At 62.9% G+C, this 13,353-nt stretch carries 13 protein-coding genes; 11 read left to right on the top strand and 2 right to left on the bottom strand.

Going from position 1 to position 13,353, the window contains the following annotated elements; genetic code table 11:
- The first annotated feature begins 2 nt into the window (after positions 1-2).
- From HU748_RS17625 to HU748_RS17575, 11 genes are all read left to right on the top strand, one after another.
- Positions 3-1,295, top strand: coding sequence for an adenylosuccinate synthase (locus tag HU748_RS17625; RefSeq protein WP_028688256.1), 1,293 nt, complete (start codon positions 3-5; stop codon positions 1,293-1,295).
- Positions 1,296-1,511: 216 nt separating this feature from the next.
- Positions 1,512-3,446 carry a methyl-accepting chemotaxis protein gene (locus HU748_RS17620; protein ID WP_186665925.1) on the top strand — a complete coding sequence of 645 codons (1,935 nt, stop codon included), beginning with the start codon at positions 1,512-1,514 and terminating at the stop codon, positions 3,444-3,446.
- Positions 3,447-3,702: 256 nt separating this feature from the next.
- The gene (locus tag HU748_RS17615; RefSeq protein WP_186665926.1) at positions 3,703-4,413 is read left to right on the top strand and encodes an autoinducer binding domain-containing protein; all 711 of its coding nucleotides are present in this window, start codon (positions 3,703-3,705) and stop codon (positions 4,411-4,413) included.
- 112 nt (positions 4,414-4,525) lie between these two features.
- The gene (locus tag HU748_RS17610) at positions 4,526-5,146 is read left to right on the top strand and encodes an acyl-homoserine-lactone synthase (RefSeq protein ID WP_186709702.1); all 621 of its coding nucleotides are present in this window, start codon (positions 4,526-4,528) and stop codon (positions 5,144-5,146) included.
- Between the two features lie 47 nt (positions 5,147-5,193).
- Positions 5,194-5,790 carry an NAD(P)H-dependent oxidoreductase gene (locus HU748_RS17605; protein ID WP_054893190.1) on the top strand — a complete coding sequence of 199 codons (597 nt, stop codon included), beginning with the start codon at positions 5,194-5,196 and terminating at the stop codon, positions 5,788-5,790.
- Between the two features lie 16 nt (positions 5,791-5,806).
- The gene (locus HU748_RS17600; protein WP_186721354.1) at positions 5,807-6,328 is read left to right on the top strand and encodes a DUF2867 domain-containing protein; all 522 of its coding nucleotides are present in this window, start codon (positions 5,807-5,809) and stop codon (positions 6,326-6,328) included.
- Positions 6,329-6,337: 9 nt separating this feature from the next.
- Positions 6,338-7,552: an AfsA-related hotdog domain-containing protein gene (locus HU748_RS17595; protein WP_186721265.1), complete on the top strand. Its 1,215-nt coding sequence runs from the start codon at positions 6,338-6,340 to the stop codon at positions 7,550-7,552.
- 5 nt (positions 7,553-7,557) lie between these two features.
- Positions 7,558-8,697, top strand: a complete 1,140-nt coding sequence (locus HU748_RS17590) for an NADH:flavin oxidoreductase (RefSeq protein ID WP_186665929.1) — start codon at positions 7,558-7,560, stop codon at positions 8,695-8,697.
- Positions 8,698-8,708: 11 nt separating this feature from the next.
- Positions 8,709-9,482, top strand: coding sequence for an SDR family NAD(P)-dependent oxidoreductase (locus tag HU748_RS17585; RefSeq protein ID WP_186709698.1), 774 nt, complete (start codon positions 8,709-8,711; stop codon positions 9,480-9,482).
- 7 nt (positions 9,483-9,489) lie between these two features.
- Positions 9,490-10,233: an SDR family oxidoreductase gene (locus HU748_RS17580; protein ID WP_186665931.1), complete on the top strand. Its 744-nt coding sequence runs from the start codon at positions 9,490-9,492 to the stop codon at positions 10,231-10,233.
- Positions 10,230-10,661, top strand: a complete 432-nt coding sequence (locus HU748_RS17575; RefSeq protein WP_186665932.1) for a hypothetical protein — start codon at positions 10,230-10,232, stop codon at positions 10,659-10,661. Before HU748_RS17580 ends, HU748_RS17575 begins: the two co-directional genes overlap by 4 nt.
- 38 nt (positions 10,662-10,699) lie before the next feature.
- Here HU748_RS17575 and HU748_RS17570 read toward each other — a convergent pair whose 3' ends face one another.
- Positions 10,700-12,265, bottom strand: coding sequence for an iron ABC transporter permease (locus HU748_RS17570; RefSeq protein ID WP_186665934.1), 1,566 nt, complete (start codon positions 12,263-12,265; stop codon positions 10,700-10,702).
- Positions 12,265-13,278 carry an extracellular solute-binding protein gene (locus tag HU748_RS17565; protein ID WP_186721263.1) on the bottom strand — a complete coding sequence of 338 codons (1,014 nt, stop codon included), beginning with the start codon at positions 13,276-13,278 and terminating at the stop codon, positions 12,265-12,267. The genes HU748_RS17570 and HU748_RS17565 overlap by 1 nt, the downstream gene beginning before the upstream one ends.
- Between the last annotated feature and the right edge of the window lie 75 nt (positions 13,279-13,353).

The raw sequence follows: 13,353 nt of genomic DNA, 5'->3' as shown, positions 1-13,353 counted from the left end.
TTATGGGTAAGAATGTCGTCGTCCTGGGCACCCAATGGGGTGATGAGGGCAAAGGCAAGATCGTCGATCTGCTGACCGAACATGCTGCCGCCGTCGTGCGTTACCAGGGCGGCCACAACGCGGGCCACACCCTGGTGATCAACGGTGAGAAGACCGTTCTGCACCTGATCCCGTCGGGTATCCTGCGTGAAGGCGTACAGTGCCTGATCGGCAACGGCGTCGTCGTCGCGCCGGACGCCCTGATGCGCGAAATCACCAAGCTGGAAGAGAAGGGCGTACCGGTTCGCGAGCGTCTGCGCATCAGCCCGGCTGCTCCGCTGATCCTGTCGTACCACGTGGCGCTGGACCAGGCCCGTGAAAAGGCCCGTGGCGAAGCCAAAATCGGCACCACCGGCCGTGGTATCGGCCCAGCCTACGAAGACAAGGTCGCCCGTCGCGGCCTGCGCGTGGGTGACCTGTTCCACCGCGAGCGTTTCGCCGCCAAGCTCGGTGAGCTGCTGGACTACCACAACTTCCAGCTGGTCAATTACTACAAAGAGCCGGCCATCGACTTCCAGCAGACCCTCGACGAGTGCATGGCCTATGCCGAGCAGCTCAAGCCGATGATGCTCGACGTCACCGCCGAACTGCACAACCTGCGCCGTGCCGGCAAGGACATCATGTTCGAAGGCGCCCAGGGCTCGCTGCTGGACATCGACCACGGCACCTACCCGTACGTCACCAGCTCGAACACCACTGCCGGCGGCATCTCCACCGGTTCCGGCGTTGGCCCGATGTACCTGGACTACATCCTCGGTATCACCAAGGCCTACACCACCCGCGTGGGTTCCGGTCCGTTCCCTACCGAACTGTTCGACGAAACCGGTGCTACCCTGGCCAAGCGTGGCCATGAGTTCGGCTCCACCACCGGTCGTGCCCGCCGTTGCGGCTGGTTCGATGCCGTGATCCTGCGTCGTGCCATCGACGTCAACAGCATCTCGGGCATCTGCCTGACCAAGCTGGACGTGCTGGACGGCCTGGAAACCATCAACATCTGCGTAGGCTACAAGAACGAGAACGGTGCGGTGATCGACGCGCCTTCCGATGCCGACAGCTATATCGGCCTGGAGCCGGTGTACGAAGAGATGCCAGGCTGGAGCGAATCGACCCTGGGCGTGAAAACCCTGGAAGAGCTGCCGCAGGCCGCGCGCAACTACATCAAGCGCATCGAGGAGCTGGTCGGCGCTCCGATCGACATCATCTCCACCGGCCCGGACCGCAACGAGACCATCGTGCTGCGTCATCCGTTCGCCTGATCTGCCTTCTGGCTGATCCAGCGCCGCAGCCCTGCAAGGGGTTGCGGCGTTTTTGTTCCTCGCTGCAGTGGTCTTTCGCGGGTAAGCCCGCTACCACGGTTCATCTTGCTGCTAGACCTTGGCGTATTTCCCTCCTGCTTCAGGCATGACCCTTGCTGTAAGAAGATTCTGTAGATGCCATCAAAGTAATGGCGCCAGAAACACGGGGGTTCAAACGTGTCTGCCATCCTCTCTCTGTTACGAAGCCGCCTCCTGCGGCCTGTTTTTGTTGCACTTGGTATCGCTCTTCTGGTGCAGGTCGTGGTCGCCGTCGTGCTGACCCGCAGCACCGTCACTGCACTGGAGGCCGATTTGGGCGAACGCCTGGGTGCTGACAGTCGCAAGCTGGCAGGTGAGCTGGAGCAGGCGGGGCAAGATGTGCGCTCCGGTCTCGACAGCCTCTCGGCCAGTACCCGGCAACGCCTGAGCGCGGGGCTTTCCACGCGATTACAGAGCGAACAGCAACAGCTACGCACCACGCTGGAGCAAAGCCTCAAGGAGTCGGCCAACGACATGGCCGAGTTGCTGGCCTCGGTGGCACCGAGGGCGATCTGGGACAATGACGTCCCCACGCTATCTGACTTCGCTCGTCGCGCGCAGCGCAATCCCAACGTGCTGTTCGTGATCTACGACAACGCCGAGGGCGAGCACCTTACCCGTTACCTCAACCGCCAGAACCCGATCAATCAGGCACTGATGGAAAAGGGCCAGGGCGAGCGGGCGCTGGACAAGGTGCTCGACGCTGCGCGCCGGGATCCATCGGTGTACTTCGTCGAGGCTTCGATCAGCCCCAATGGCGCCCAGATCGGCAAGGTACTCATGGGGGTCTCCACCGCTGCCGTCGATCAAGAGCTCAAGGCGCTCGACCAGCGCTTTGCCGCCCTGATCGCCAGTAGCGAACAACTGGTCGGCGAGAGCCTCGGCGCTGCCGCAGCGGATAGCGGCAAGACCCTGCAGGCTCGTCTTGAGACGGCGCAGAACAGCGCCACTGCCATGCAGGCCAATACCGCGCAGACGGTTCGCGACGCGGCCGGCGAGCTGCGTTGGCGCATCGGCGTCGGCCTTGTGCTGGTCGGGCTTGGTGTGCTGTTGGTGGTTGCCGTGGTGCTGGGGCGGCGGGTGGTCAGCAAGCTGCGCCTGTTGATCGCTGCCCTCGACGACCTGGCGGCCGGGGAGGGCGACCTGACCAAGCGGGTGGCGCTCGACAGCCGTGACGAGATCGGCGACATGGCGTCGGCAGTCAACCGCTTCGTCGACAAGCTTCAGCCGATCGTCCGCGAAGCCGGTGAAGTGGCCCAGCGTACCGGGGTGGAGATCGGCACCATGGCCGAGCGTAATGCGGGGGCCGATGCAGCGGCAGCGTTGCAGCGCGACGAGGTGGCGGCGAGTCTGCGCGACCTGTCGAGCATGGCCGACGAGGCCCAGGCCGAGAGCCACGCCATGCAGGCGGCGCTGCAGCAGGTCGTGGATATCCGCCAGGCTACCGACGAGAACAGCCGTGCCTCGACCCAACTGGCCAAGCTGATCGAGAAGCTGGCGGGAGAAGTGGAAAGCGGCTCGCAGGTCATCGAGCGCCTTGCCAAGCAGAGCGAGCAGATCGAAGTAGTGCTGACCGTGATTCATGGCATCGCCGAGCAGACCAACCTGCTGGCACTCAATGCGGCGATCGAGGCAGCGCGGGCCGGCGAGACAGGGCGTGGTTTTGCAGTGGTGGCCGATGAAGTGCGGGCCCTGGCGAGCAAGACGCAGAGCTCCACCGGCGATATCCAGGCGCATATCGTTGCCTTGCAGCAGGGAGCGAAAGAGGCTGTGGCCACCATCGGCCAAGCCGGGCGTCAGGCCAGCGAAGGGCTGCTGGTGCTGCGCGATAACGAACGTCGCCAGCAGTCGGTGCAGGCGGCGGTGGAGCAGGTGCATGCCGCAATCGGCCTGGCGACTCGCGCCGCCGAACAGCAAGCCAGCGGCGCCCAGGCGGTGCGGGGGCGGGTCGAGAATATCCACGCGCAGGCAGAGCGCTCGGCCGAAGTGGTGATGCAGACCACTGCCAGCAGCAAGGTGCTGGATGATCTGGCGGCGCAGTTAAGGGCGAGCCTGGGGCAGTTCAGGGCTTGAGCAGGTGTCGATCCAGACAGGCACGAGATATCGTTGAGTTGCGCAGCGGCGGCAGCATTCTCGTAACGCTGTGCTTGTAGCGTCAGCGGTACGGTGCCGAACCGACGGGCTGGCCGCGCGATAAATATCGCGCGACAGCATTCGTCAACGTTGTGGCAAATTGATATCGCTCAAGGCCCGGTTGTTGTAGCTTCGCTAGGCTCGCACCTTTCTGGGTGCGGCTGGGGCGGCTTCACACTCATGGAGAGAATAATTAATGCAATGGATGGGCGACATGCTGTCGGCGGTTTATGACGCGCGCGATACGCAAACGTTGTTGGAAGAGGTCAAGGCAGCCGCACGCCATCTGGGCTTCGATTACTGTGCCTATGGCCTGCGCACGCCGCTGCCAGTCACCAAGCCACGGATCTTCATGCTCAGCAACTACAGCCGGCCATGGTGTGATCATTACCATGCCAATGGGTACCTGCTTCTTGATCCGACGGTCCGCCACTGTCAGCGCTCGATGCAGCCAGTGGTCTGGGGCGACGAAATATTTGCCGACGCTCCGCAATTGTGGGATGAGGCGCGGCAGGCCGGTCTTCGCCACGGGTGGGCGCAATCGTGTCTGGAGGGGAGCAAGGGCGGGGGGATGCTGACCCTGGCGCGCTCCGGTGAAGGCATCGGCGAAGGTGAGTTGCGTGCCCATGAGACGCGGATGCGCTGGCTGGCGAATGTCGCCCACCAAGGCTTCTCGCGGCTGCTGTCGGATTCCTGGCAACCGCAGCCGCAGTCCCCGCTTTCCGAACGGGAGCGCGAAGTGCTGCGTTGGGCTGCCGATGGCAAGACGCTCAACGAGGTTGCCGACATCCTCACCTTGTCGATTGAAACGGTGAAATTCCACACCCGCAATGCCGGCGCCAAACTGGGCGCTGCGAATCGTACGGCAGCGGTAGCGCGGGCGGCGCTTCTGGGGTTGCTGGCCTAGCGCGAACGCCCTGCGCTTATGTGCAGAAGTACCCTGCCAAATAGTGCAGTTTTGCTATCACCCTACTTCGAGTCGAATACGCGTCCTTTCCACATTGGCCGGAGGACGCGAGATGGAGATCGTCGTTGGAACACAGCAGGAGCTAGGGCAGACGCGCTTGCAGCAGATGGACCGTTATCGTTATCGGGTATTCGTCGACACCCTGGGTTGGGAGCTGGCTTGTGATCCAGGTCGCGAGCGTGATCAGTTCGACCATGACGAGACGCTCTATGTGCTTGCCTGCAACGATCAGGAGCAGGTCATAGGCACCGCGCGCTTGCTGCCAACCAGCCAACGCTACCTGCTTGCAGAGGTGTTCCCGCAGTTGATGGGCGATCAGACACTGCCATGTGATTCGCGTATCTGGGAGCTGTCGCGCTTCTCCGCCATGGACTTTGGCCTGGCCGGGACGAGCTCTGGCGGCCAATTTTCCTCCGTCGTTGCCACACAGTTGCTGGATGCCGTGTTGCGCTGCGCGGCCGCTCGGGGCGTGCGGCAGTTGATCACCGTGTCACCACTGGGCATCGAGCGGTTGCTGCGCCGTGCAGGCTATCGCGCCCGTCGAGCCGCGGCGCCGATGCGCGTGGGCGATCATTGGCTGTTCGCCTGCTGGATCGACGTCCCGACCCAGGCCTGCACAATTGGGGAGGTTACAGATGCCGCGGACTATCGTTCAATCCACCGCGCCGCATAGAAGCCCCTGGCTGCGGCCTGGACACCATCACTTGAAAGGACTTCTCCATGGATAACATTCTGGTCGTAATCGGTCATCCTGACTTGAGCAGCTCGCGGGCCAATGCCGCCATCGTCGAAGCCCTGCAAGGCAGCAATGTCACACTGCACCCCCTGTCGGCGGCATTGGGCAGCAATGGCTTCGACATTGCCGCCGAGCAGAAGCTGCTGTGCGCCCATGAGCGTATCGTGCTGCTGTTCCCGCTTTACTGGTACTCGTGCCCGGCATTGATGAAGCGCTGGATCGACGATGTCTTCACGCCCGGTTTTGCCTATGCACGCGGTGGCGACAAGCTGCAGGACAAGGAGTTTCTGATCGTCACCACCGTCGGGGCGCCAGCGTCCGGCTACCGCGCGGGCGGGTTCAACCGGTTCACGCTGGATGAGCTTCTGCGACCGCTGCAGCAGACTGTCGCCTACGTGAAAGGTCATTACCTGCCGCCGATTCCGTTGTTCGAGTCGGTGTTCATCGCCGATGAGCCGCTGGACGAGTCGGCGCGTGAAATCGCGGGCTTGATCACCAGCCGCCAGGAGTCGCCCGACGAGGCCTACGAGAAGCTCCTGCTCAAGGCCGAATTGGCTGCCATCGCCCTGCTGCAGCAATGACTGGGGCGTGCAGATGATGCCAGCGGCCCTGATTTGCGCCCCCAAGGATGTTCGCCTGGTCGCCGAGCTTGCGCAGCTGGATTTCCTGCACTGCGCTGCGGTGCGCGTCGGTGGGCGCATCACGGCCCTGCAGGCTTACTGCGCGATGACTGCGTATATCCCGGCGTGGCTGTCTGCGGCTTTTCGCCTTCGTGACTTCGTTTCCCGCCGGTTTCGGGTGGCCGACATCCATGGTTTTACACCCCGAACGGCCGAGCGGGAACCTGCGGTGGGCGAGCGCCTCGACTTCTTCACGGTGGAGGCGATCGATGCGCATCGGCTGGTCCTCACCTCCCGCGATACGCATCTGGCGGTCATGGTCTGCCTCGATCTCACACCTGCGGGCGAGGGGGTGCAGCGCTTGAGCGTGACGACCTCCGTCCAGCGATACAACGCCTTTGGAAGGCTTTACATGATCCCGGTCGGCCCTGCGCACGGCCCCATCGTCAAGCGCATGCTGAAGAACGCTGTGCTCGCCTTCCCCGTCGAACCCTATTAGGTAATCAACATGGAACGTCAGTTACCCCTGACCCCACAGGTCTTGCACAAGGGCACTGTGGACGACGTACTGCTCTCCGGATTTCAGGATCTTCTGCCGGCTCGTCTGACCCTCGAAGAGACCGACTTCCTGCTCGAGCATCTCGATGAGCGCGGTTGTGCTGTGTTGGGCGCCCTGTATCGCGACGACGATCAAGGTGGCCGGGTGCTTGCCAGCGTCCCCGCCACACTCGGGCAGGAAGACTTCGATTCCCTCGACAGTTTCGAAATGAATGCCCAGGGCTACTATGCGTTGCACGAGGGCGGCTATCGACTGTCCGCCGCCTGGCTGCCGCGCCAGGTCGAGTGCTACCTGCAGAGGCGTTTCGGGTTGCCGGTAGCAGATCCGGCGTTGGTCACTCAATTGGCCGACACGCTGCACGCGCTGCCGGGCTGGACACGTGCCAACCTGTCGTCGTACGGCCTGATGAACGACACCAACAACTACTTTTTCTACAACAAGCCCCATGAGCACGTGCCCGGCCTGATGCTGATCGAAGTGGCTCGTCAGGCGATGTACCACTATTTCTACAGCCATTCGGGTTACCGGCGCGGTGAAATCTCGATCTCGATCGAAGACTTGTCCGTCTCCTTCAATAACTACACCGAGTCCACCTATGCGGTGGAGGTTGTGGTCCAGCACAGCGCTGGCGAAAAGCGCGCCCAGCCCCGGACGGTGGACAAGACCGCGATGTTCTTCCAGAACGGTAATCTGGTCACCACGCTGCGCCTGCGTGGCAGTGCGATCAAGATGCCGCTGTTCAAGCGCATGCGCACGGTCAACTTTCCGGAGAACCACTGGTTCGCCCCCTCCGACCGGGTGTTGCCGCAGGTCTTGTTGCACACGGCGCAAGGCACGGCAGTCGAAGGGTTGCTCGAGCATGTTTCATTGCGGGCGGTGAGGTTTCGCATGGAGGAAAACGCGCAGGCCCCTGAGGTGGTGCAACTGTCCATCTATGTACGGGACATGGGTTTCCTGAGCTTCCCGATCGCAGAATGCCGACCTTCGCAACAGCCCTCGGTGCAACTGGCCGTATTCGCCAAGCTCGATCGCGCCACCCTGTCCACGCTCAAGGAAGTCATCAAGTGCCATTGCTTCCACGAGCCCTTGCAGGAGCTGTCGGTGGCTGCCCAGGCGAGCAATGATGCCCAGGGCACGCCTTGCAATGATCGGCAGAGCGGGTAACTGGCGTGGCCTCGGGATACCCGTTGACACGCCAGTCGATCACCCTCGGACGACACCTGAACCTGAAGAACCGTGTGTACTTCGCACCCATGGGTATCGATCTGGGTCGTGAAGGTTGCCTGACGCCGCAGATGCTGACCTTCTACAAGGGCATCATCGACGGAGGCTGCGCCATGGTGGTGTTGGCCAACTCAGCAGTCGATGCATCCACGCGGCTGCACGAGGGAGGGTTGTGCCTGTACGAGCAGCGTCACGTCGAGCACTTGGCGCCGCTGATCGACTACGGGCGGGAAAATGCCTGCCCTGTGGTCGTGCAATTGCAGCACTACGGCAGCCAAGGCGATCTGGCGCGCAGTGGCGGTGTTCTGCTGACGCCCAGCCGGGCGGTGGGTAGTCGAAGCCGTCGCGGTACGAGGGTCATGACTCACGAGGACGCCCGCAGCGTCTGTGCCCAGTTCGCCAATGCCGCACGTCTGGCGCAGCAAGCCGGTGCGCGCATGGTGCAATTGCAGGCCTCCAATGGCTACCTGTTGAGCAGCTTCCTCTCGCCCTACAGCAACCGACGAACGGATCGCTATGGCGGCTCGCCGTTGCGCCGGGCCCGTCTGCTGCTGGAGGTCATGGACGCGATCGTGGAGGCAACCCAGGGCGGAATCGACATCTCCGTGCGTCTGGGTATCGATGATTGCCTGGGTGACAAGGGGCAGCAACCGGCACTGCTCGAGCAGGTGGTCCCTGCGCTGGAGCGTGCAGGTGTGGCGGCCTTGATGTGTTCGGCGGCAATCAAGGAAACGTTCCACTACATGCTGCGTGCCGATCCGCGTGTTCACGCGATGCTGGTGCATGGCGTGAAGCACATCCGCGAACTGACGTCGCTCCCGGTCGGCTTTGCCGGCTTCACAGGCTCGCTGGCCCAGGCCGAGGCCTTGCTCGAGCTGGGCGTCACTGACCTGGTGGGCATGAGTCGTGCCCTGTTCGCTGACAACGACCTGGTGAACAAGTCGCTGCAGGGCAAGCCGGGAAGCGTTCAGGCCTGTCGATTCGAGGGCAACTGTTTCCGTGACAAGAGCAATCCCCAGCTGGATCGCGTGTACTGCTGCGTCAATGAGCGGTACAAGCGGCCAGCCTCTATTCGATATGACTAAGGAGAGTCCAGATGCAGTTCCAGGGAAAGACCATCGTTGTCACCGGTGGCAGCAGTGGTATCGGCCTGAGCATTTCCCGGCGGCTGAGCGAGGAGGGGGCGCGCGTCGTCGTGCTTGGGCGCAGCCTGGAGAAGGGGCGTTCGGCGCTTGAGCAACTGGGCGCGCAGGCCAGTTTCATCCCGTGCGATGTCGCTGAGCCTGGCGCGGTGCGCGATGCCTTCGCCGAGATCGAGGCGCGTTTCGGCGGACTCGACCATGCCGTCAATGCCGCGGGTATCACAGCACCGTATGCACAGGTCGCCGACCTTCAGGTGCAGGACTGGGAGCGGGTCGTGCGTATCAATCTGAACGGCCCGTTGTTTTGCCTGCAACATGAGTTGCGGTTGATCGCCAGGAAGCCAGGTGGCTCGATCGTCAATCTGTCCTCCTGCGCGGGGGTGATGGCCATGCCCAACCAGGCTGCTTATGTGGCGAGCAAGGCAGGGCTCAACGCCCTGACCCAAGTGGTGGCGATGGAGAATGCCTGCGACCGCGATGGACGCCACGCGGTGCGTGTCAATGCGGTAGCGCCAGGGCCGATTCTTGGCGGGATGAATTCTCCGGAACGGCTGGCGGCCAATCCTGCGGGCACCGAGCGCAAGATCAACGCCACTGTCATGAAGCGCTTCGGCGAGGCAAGCGAGGTGGCTGCTGCAGTGCTGTTCCTGCTTGGCGACGGCGCCAGCTACATGACTGGCAGCGTGTTGAGCGTCGATGGCGGTTATCACATCGGCAAGTTCGAGTGAGGCGCTGATGGCTCACATATTCATTACGGGCGTCAGTTCGGGCATCGGGCTGGCACTGGCCAGGTTGCACCTTGAGCGGGGCGATGAGGTCTGGGGGATTTCGCGACGGATACCAACGGCGCTGCTGGAGCATCCGCGCATGCATTTCCGGGCGCTGGATCTTTGTGCGGGCGAGGCTGTCCAGCCTGTTCTGCAGGCCTTCATCGGTGAGACGACATTCGAAACGGCCTACCTTAACGCCGGAACATTTGGTAGCGCGCCGGAGCTTGCGAGCAATACGCCAGTGGAATCCTTCCGCTCGGTGCTGGAGCTCAATCTGGTGGCGGTGAAATGGGTGCTTGACCTGCTGCTGTGCCGACAGGCCAAGGTTAGCCAGGTAGTGTTCTCGGCCTCGGTTTCAGGCATCCGTCAGCGCGCAGGCATGCTTTCCTACAGCGTCTCCAAAGCCGCCCTCAACGCCCTGGCCAAGGTCTACCAGTTGGAGAATCCGCAGGTGTTCTTTGCGGTGCTGGGGTTATGCAATGTCGCCACCACCGTGGCGCAAACCATCCTGCAGGCCGACGAGCGCTTTCCCGAACTGGTGGCCTTGCGAGAGCGCTCGACGCAGCCGGGGTACATCGTCAGCGCACAACAACGCGCCGCGCAAATCGTCGACCTGCTTGGCCGACGTCACGCAATCGCGCTGCAATCAGGACAATTCTACGAAGTCAGAGAGCTTCTCGAACGCATGCACATGGAGGTTTGCCAATGAATCAATCCCGTTACGCCAACATCGTCCGGATCGGCGCGATCTATGACATCGTCGCCACCCTGCCATTTGCCGTTCCATTGCTGAGTGCCTGGGCATTCCAGCTTTTTGCAGGGCTCGATGCCTGGCTTGGCCTGGGTACGTCCTTCAGCGTGCTCGACCCCACCTCGATGTTCTTCATCAATCTAGGTGCCCTGGCTTATGTCATCTGGGGTGTGGCGCGCCTGCGCGAACCTTCGGTGGCCAATGGTCGACTCGATGCGTTGCTGCGTCTGTTGGTCGTCGGTCTGCAGATGGTGGCTCTGAGCCAGGGAGCGACGCCGATCCTTTGGGGGCTGGCGGTGGTTCTGTCGATTTTCGCGGTATTGCAACTGCGCAGACCGAACCATGCCGTTAGTGCCGCAGCGGAAAAACGCGCGCTGGGCTATTGAATGGCTGTGCCCGGGCCGCCTGCGCCCGGGCCTCGATGCTACGCCTTGTTCAGGTACATCCGCGTGGTCAGCAGGTATACCGGCAATCCCGATACCAGGATCAGCAACGCCGCATAGGGCGCTGCCGCTGCGAACTCGACGTTGGCCGTGTGCGCCCAGACTTCCGTGGCCAGGGTGGTCATGCCCGTGGGGCTGAGCAGCAGGGTCGCGGTCAGCTCCTTCATGGCATCCAGGAACACCAGGGCGAAGGCCGCCGCCAGTGCCGGGAAGATGATCGGAAGGGTGACCCGGCAGAACGCCGCGAAGCTGCTGGCGCCCAGGGTGCGGGCGGCTTCCTCGAGTGTCGGCGAGGCCTTGTTCAGCGCTGTGCGCACTGGCGCCTGGGCCAGGGGCAGGAAGAGCAGGGCGTAGGCCAGGATCAGCAGTGCAGTGGTCTGGTAGAGCGCTGGCACGTAGTGCAGGGCGAAGAACACCAGTGTCAATGCGATCACCAGGCCCGGCAGAGCATGCAGCAGGTAGGGCAGGCGTTCGGCCCAGATCGCCAGACGGCCTTTGTAGCGCACCACCAGGAAGCTGATCGGCAATGCCAGCACTACGCAGAAGCCAGCACCGCCAAGCGATACCGACAGGGAGGTGAGCAAGGCCTTGCCGATTGCCGCGACCGGGAAGGCTGCCGATGAGCCGACACTCAGCCAGTAGCCGAGCATGGCCAGCGGAATCCCGCTGCCCAACACCGCCAGTCCAAGGCAGAACAGTTGTGCCGGCAGGCTCCAGCCTTTGAGTCGCAATGGCTGTGCACGACGCGCCACGCCCTGGCCGATGCGCACGTGGCGGGCCTTGCCGCGTACGCGCAGTTCCAGCCAAAGCATCACCAGGCACAGTGCCAGCAGCACAGCCGAGAGCATTGCCGCGTTAGCGTTGCTGAACTCCAGTTCGAACTGCTGGTAGATCGCCGTGGTGAAGGTCTGCAGGCCGAGGATCGACAGTGCGCCGAACTCCACCAGCATGTGCAGGGCGATCAGCAACGCACCGCCGAGCATGGCTGGCCACAGCAACGGCAGGGTGACCTTGAGGAACACGTCCCAGCGGCTGCAGCCGAGGGTGCGGGCCGACTCCTCCAGCGAGGTGTCCAGATTGCGCAGGGTAGCGGCCACCGGCAGGAACACCAGCGGATACTTTGACAGCGCCATCACCAGGATCGCCCCGCCGAGTCCTTCGAAGTCCGAGCTCAGCGACACCCAGGTGAAGCTGCTGACGAACGACGGTACGGCAAACGGCAGACACAACACCACGCCCCACAGGCGGCGCCCGCGCAGGTCGCTGCGTTCGAGCAGCCAGGCCAGCGCCAGGCCGACCACCATGCACACCAGGGTGACACCGACCATCAGCAGCAAGGTGTTGCGCAGCAACCCCCAGACGAAGGGGCGCCAGAGCAGGCGCAGGGCTTCATGCCAGCCGGCTTCCCAGGCTTTGATGGCGACATACAGCAATGGCAACAGGCTCATCGCCACCAGGAACAGCACAGGCAGCACCACCCACACGGAGGGGCGCTTGCGGCGTGGCACGAAGCGTACCAGGGCCGGGTCGGGCGCGGCGGCAGTCATCAGAGCAGACCGACCTCGCGTTCGAGCTCGATGGCTTCTTCGGCATTGCCGAGGTCTGCCGGGCTGATCTTCGGTGGGCGCAGCTCTTCGAACGGCTTCAGACCGCGGTCAGACACCATGCCTTTGTGCAGTGGATATTCGGCGGTGGTCTGGGTGATCACGCGCTGGCCTTCTTCGCTGGCCATCCAGTTGAGCAGCGCTTGGGCTTCCTTGGGATGCTTGCTGGCCTTGACCGCTGCGGCGCCGGAAATGGTGACCAGGTTGCCGGCATCGCCATCGGCCAGGTAGTACAGCTTGGAGTCGAGCTGGCCGCGCTCGCGCTCCAGGGCGTACCAGTAATAGTTGTTCACCAGCACGGCAGCGACTTCGCCTTTTTCCACCGCTTTCAGGGCGACCATGTTGTTGGTGTAGGTCTTGCCGAACGCCTTCAGGCCGGTGAGCCATTCTTCGGTGGCCTCGCGGCCGTGCATCTTGAGGATGGCCACGGCCTGTTCCTGGAAGGCGCCGCTGGTCGGTACGTAACCGACGCGGCCGTCCCACTCAGGATCGGCAAAGTCCATCACGGTGGTGGGTAGGTCTTTCTCGTCGATCTTCTTCGGGTTGTAGACCACCACGCGGGTGCGCGCGGTCACGCCCATCCAGGTGCCGTTGGCACCCACGTATTCCTTGGGCAGCATGTCCAGGGTGGCGTCGTCGATTTTCGCCAGCAGGCCCAGTTCGCCCAGGTTGTTCAGGGGTGGGGATTCTTCGGTGTAGATGACGTCGGCAGGCGAGCGTGTGCCTTCCTCGATGATCTGGCTGGCCAGCTGGTTGCTGCTGCCCTTGCGGATATTGATGTGGATACCGGTCTTGGCCTCGTAGGCCTTGGCGATGGCTTCGCCGATTTCCTTGTGCTGGCCGTTGTACAGGGTCAGGCTGACCGGTTCGTCTGCCAGGGCGGCCGGCGCGCCAATCACCAGGCCCAGGACAGCGGCGGCCAAGGTGCGCATCAGCGGTTTCGGGCGGATCGTCATGCGGGTACTTCCTCGCTTACGGCTACATATTTCGAAACAATGGTAAACGAAATCGTTTCTCATGTGGCCGTATGA

The sequence above is a fragment of the Pseudomonas sp. RW3S2 genome (genome assembly GCF_014268955.1).
GTDB classification, from domain to species: domain Bacteria; phylum Pseudomonadota; class Gammaproteobacteria; order Pseudomonadales; family Pseudomonadaceae; genus Aquipseudomonas; species Aquipseudomonas wayambapalatensis.
This window is presented reverse-complemented; position numbering and strand designations above follow the sequence as displayed.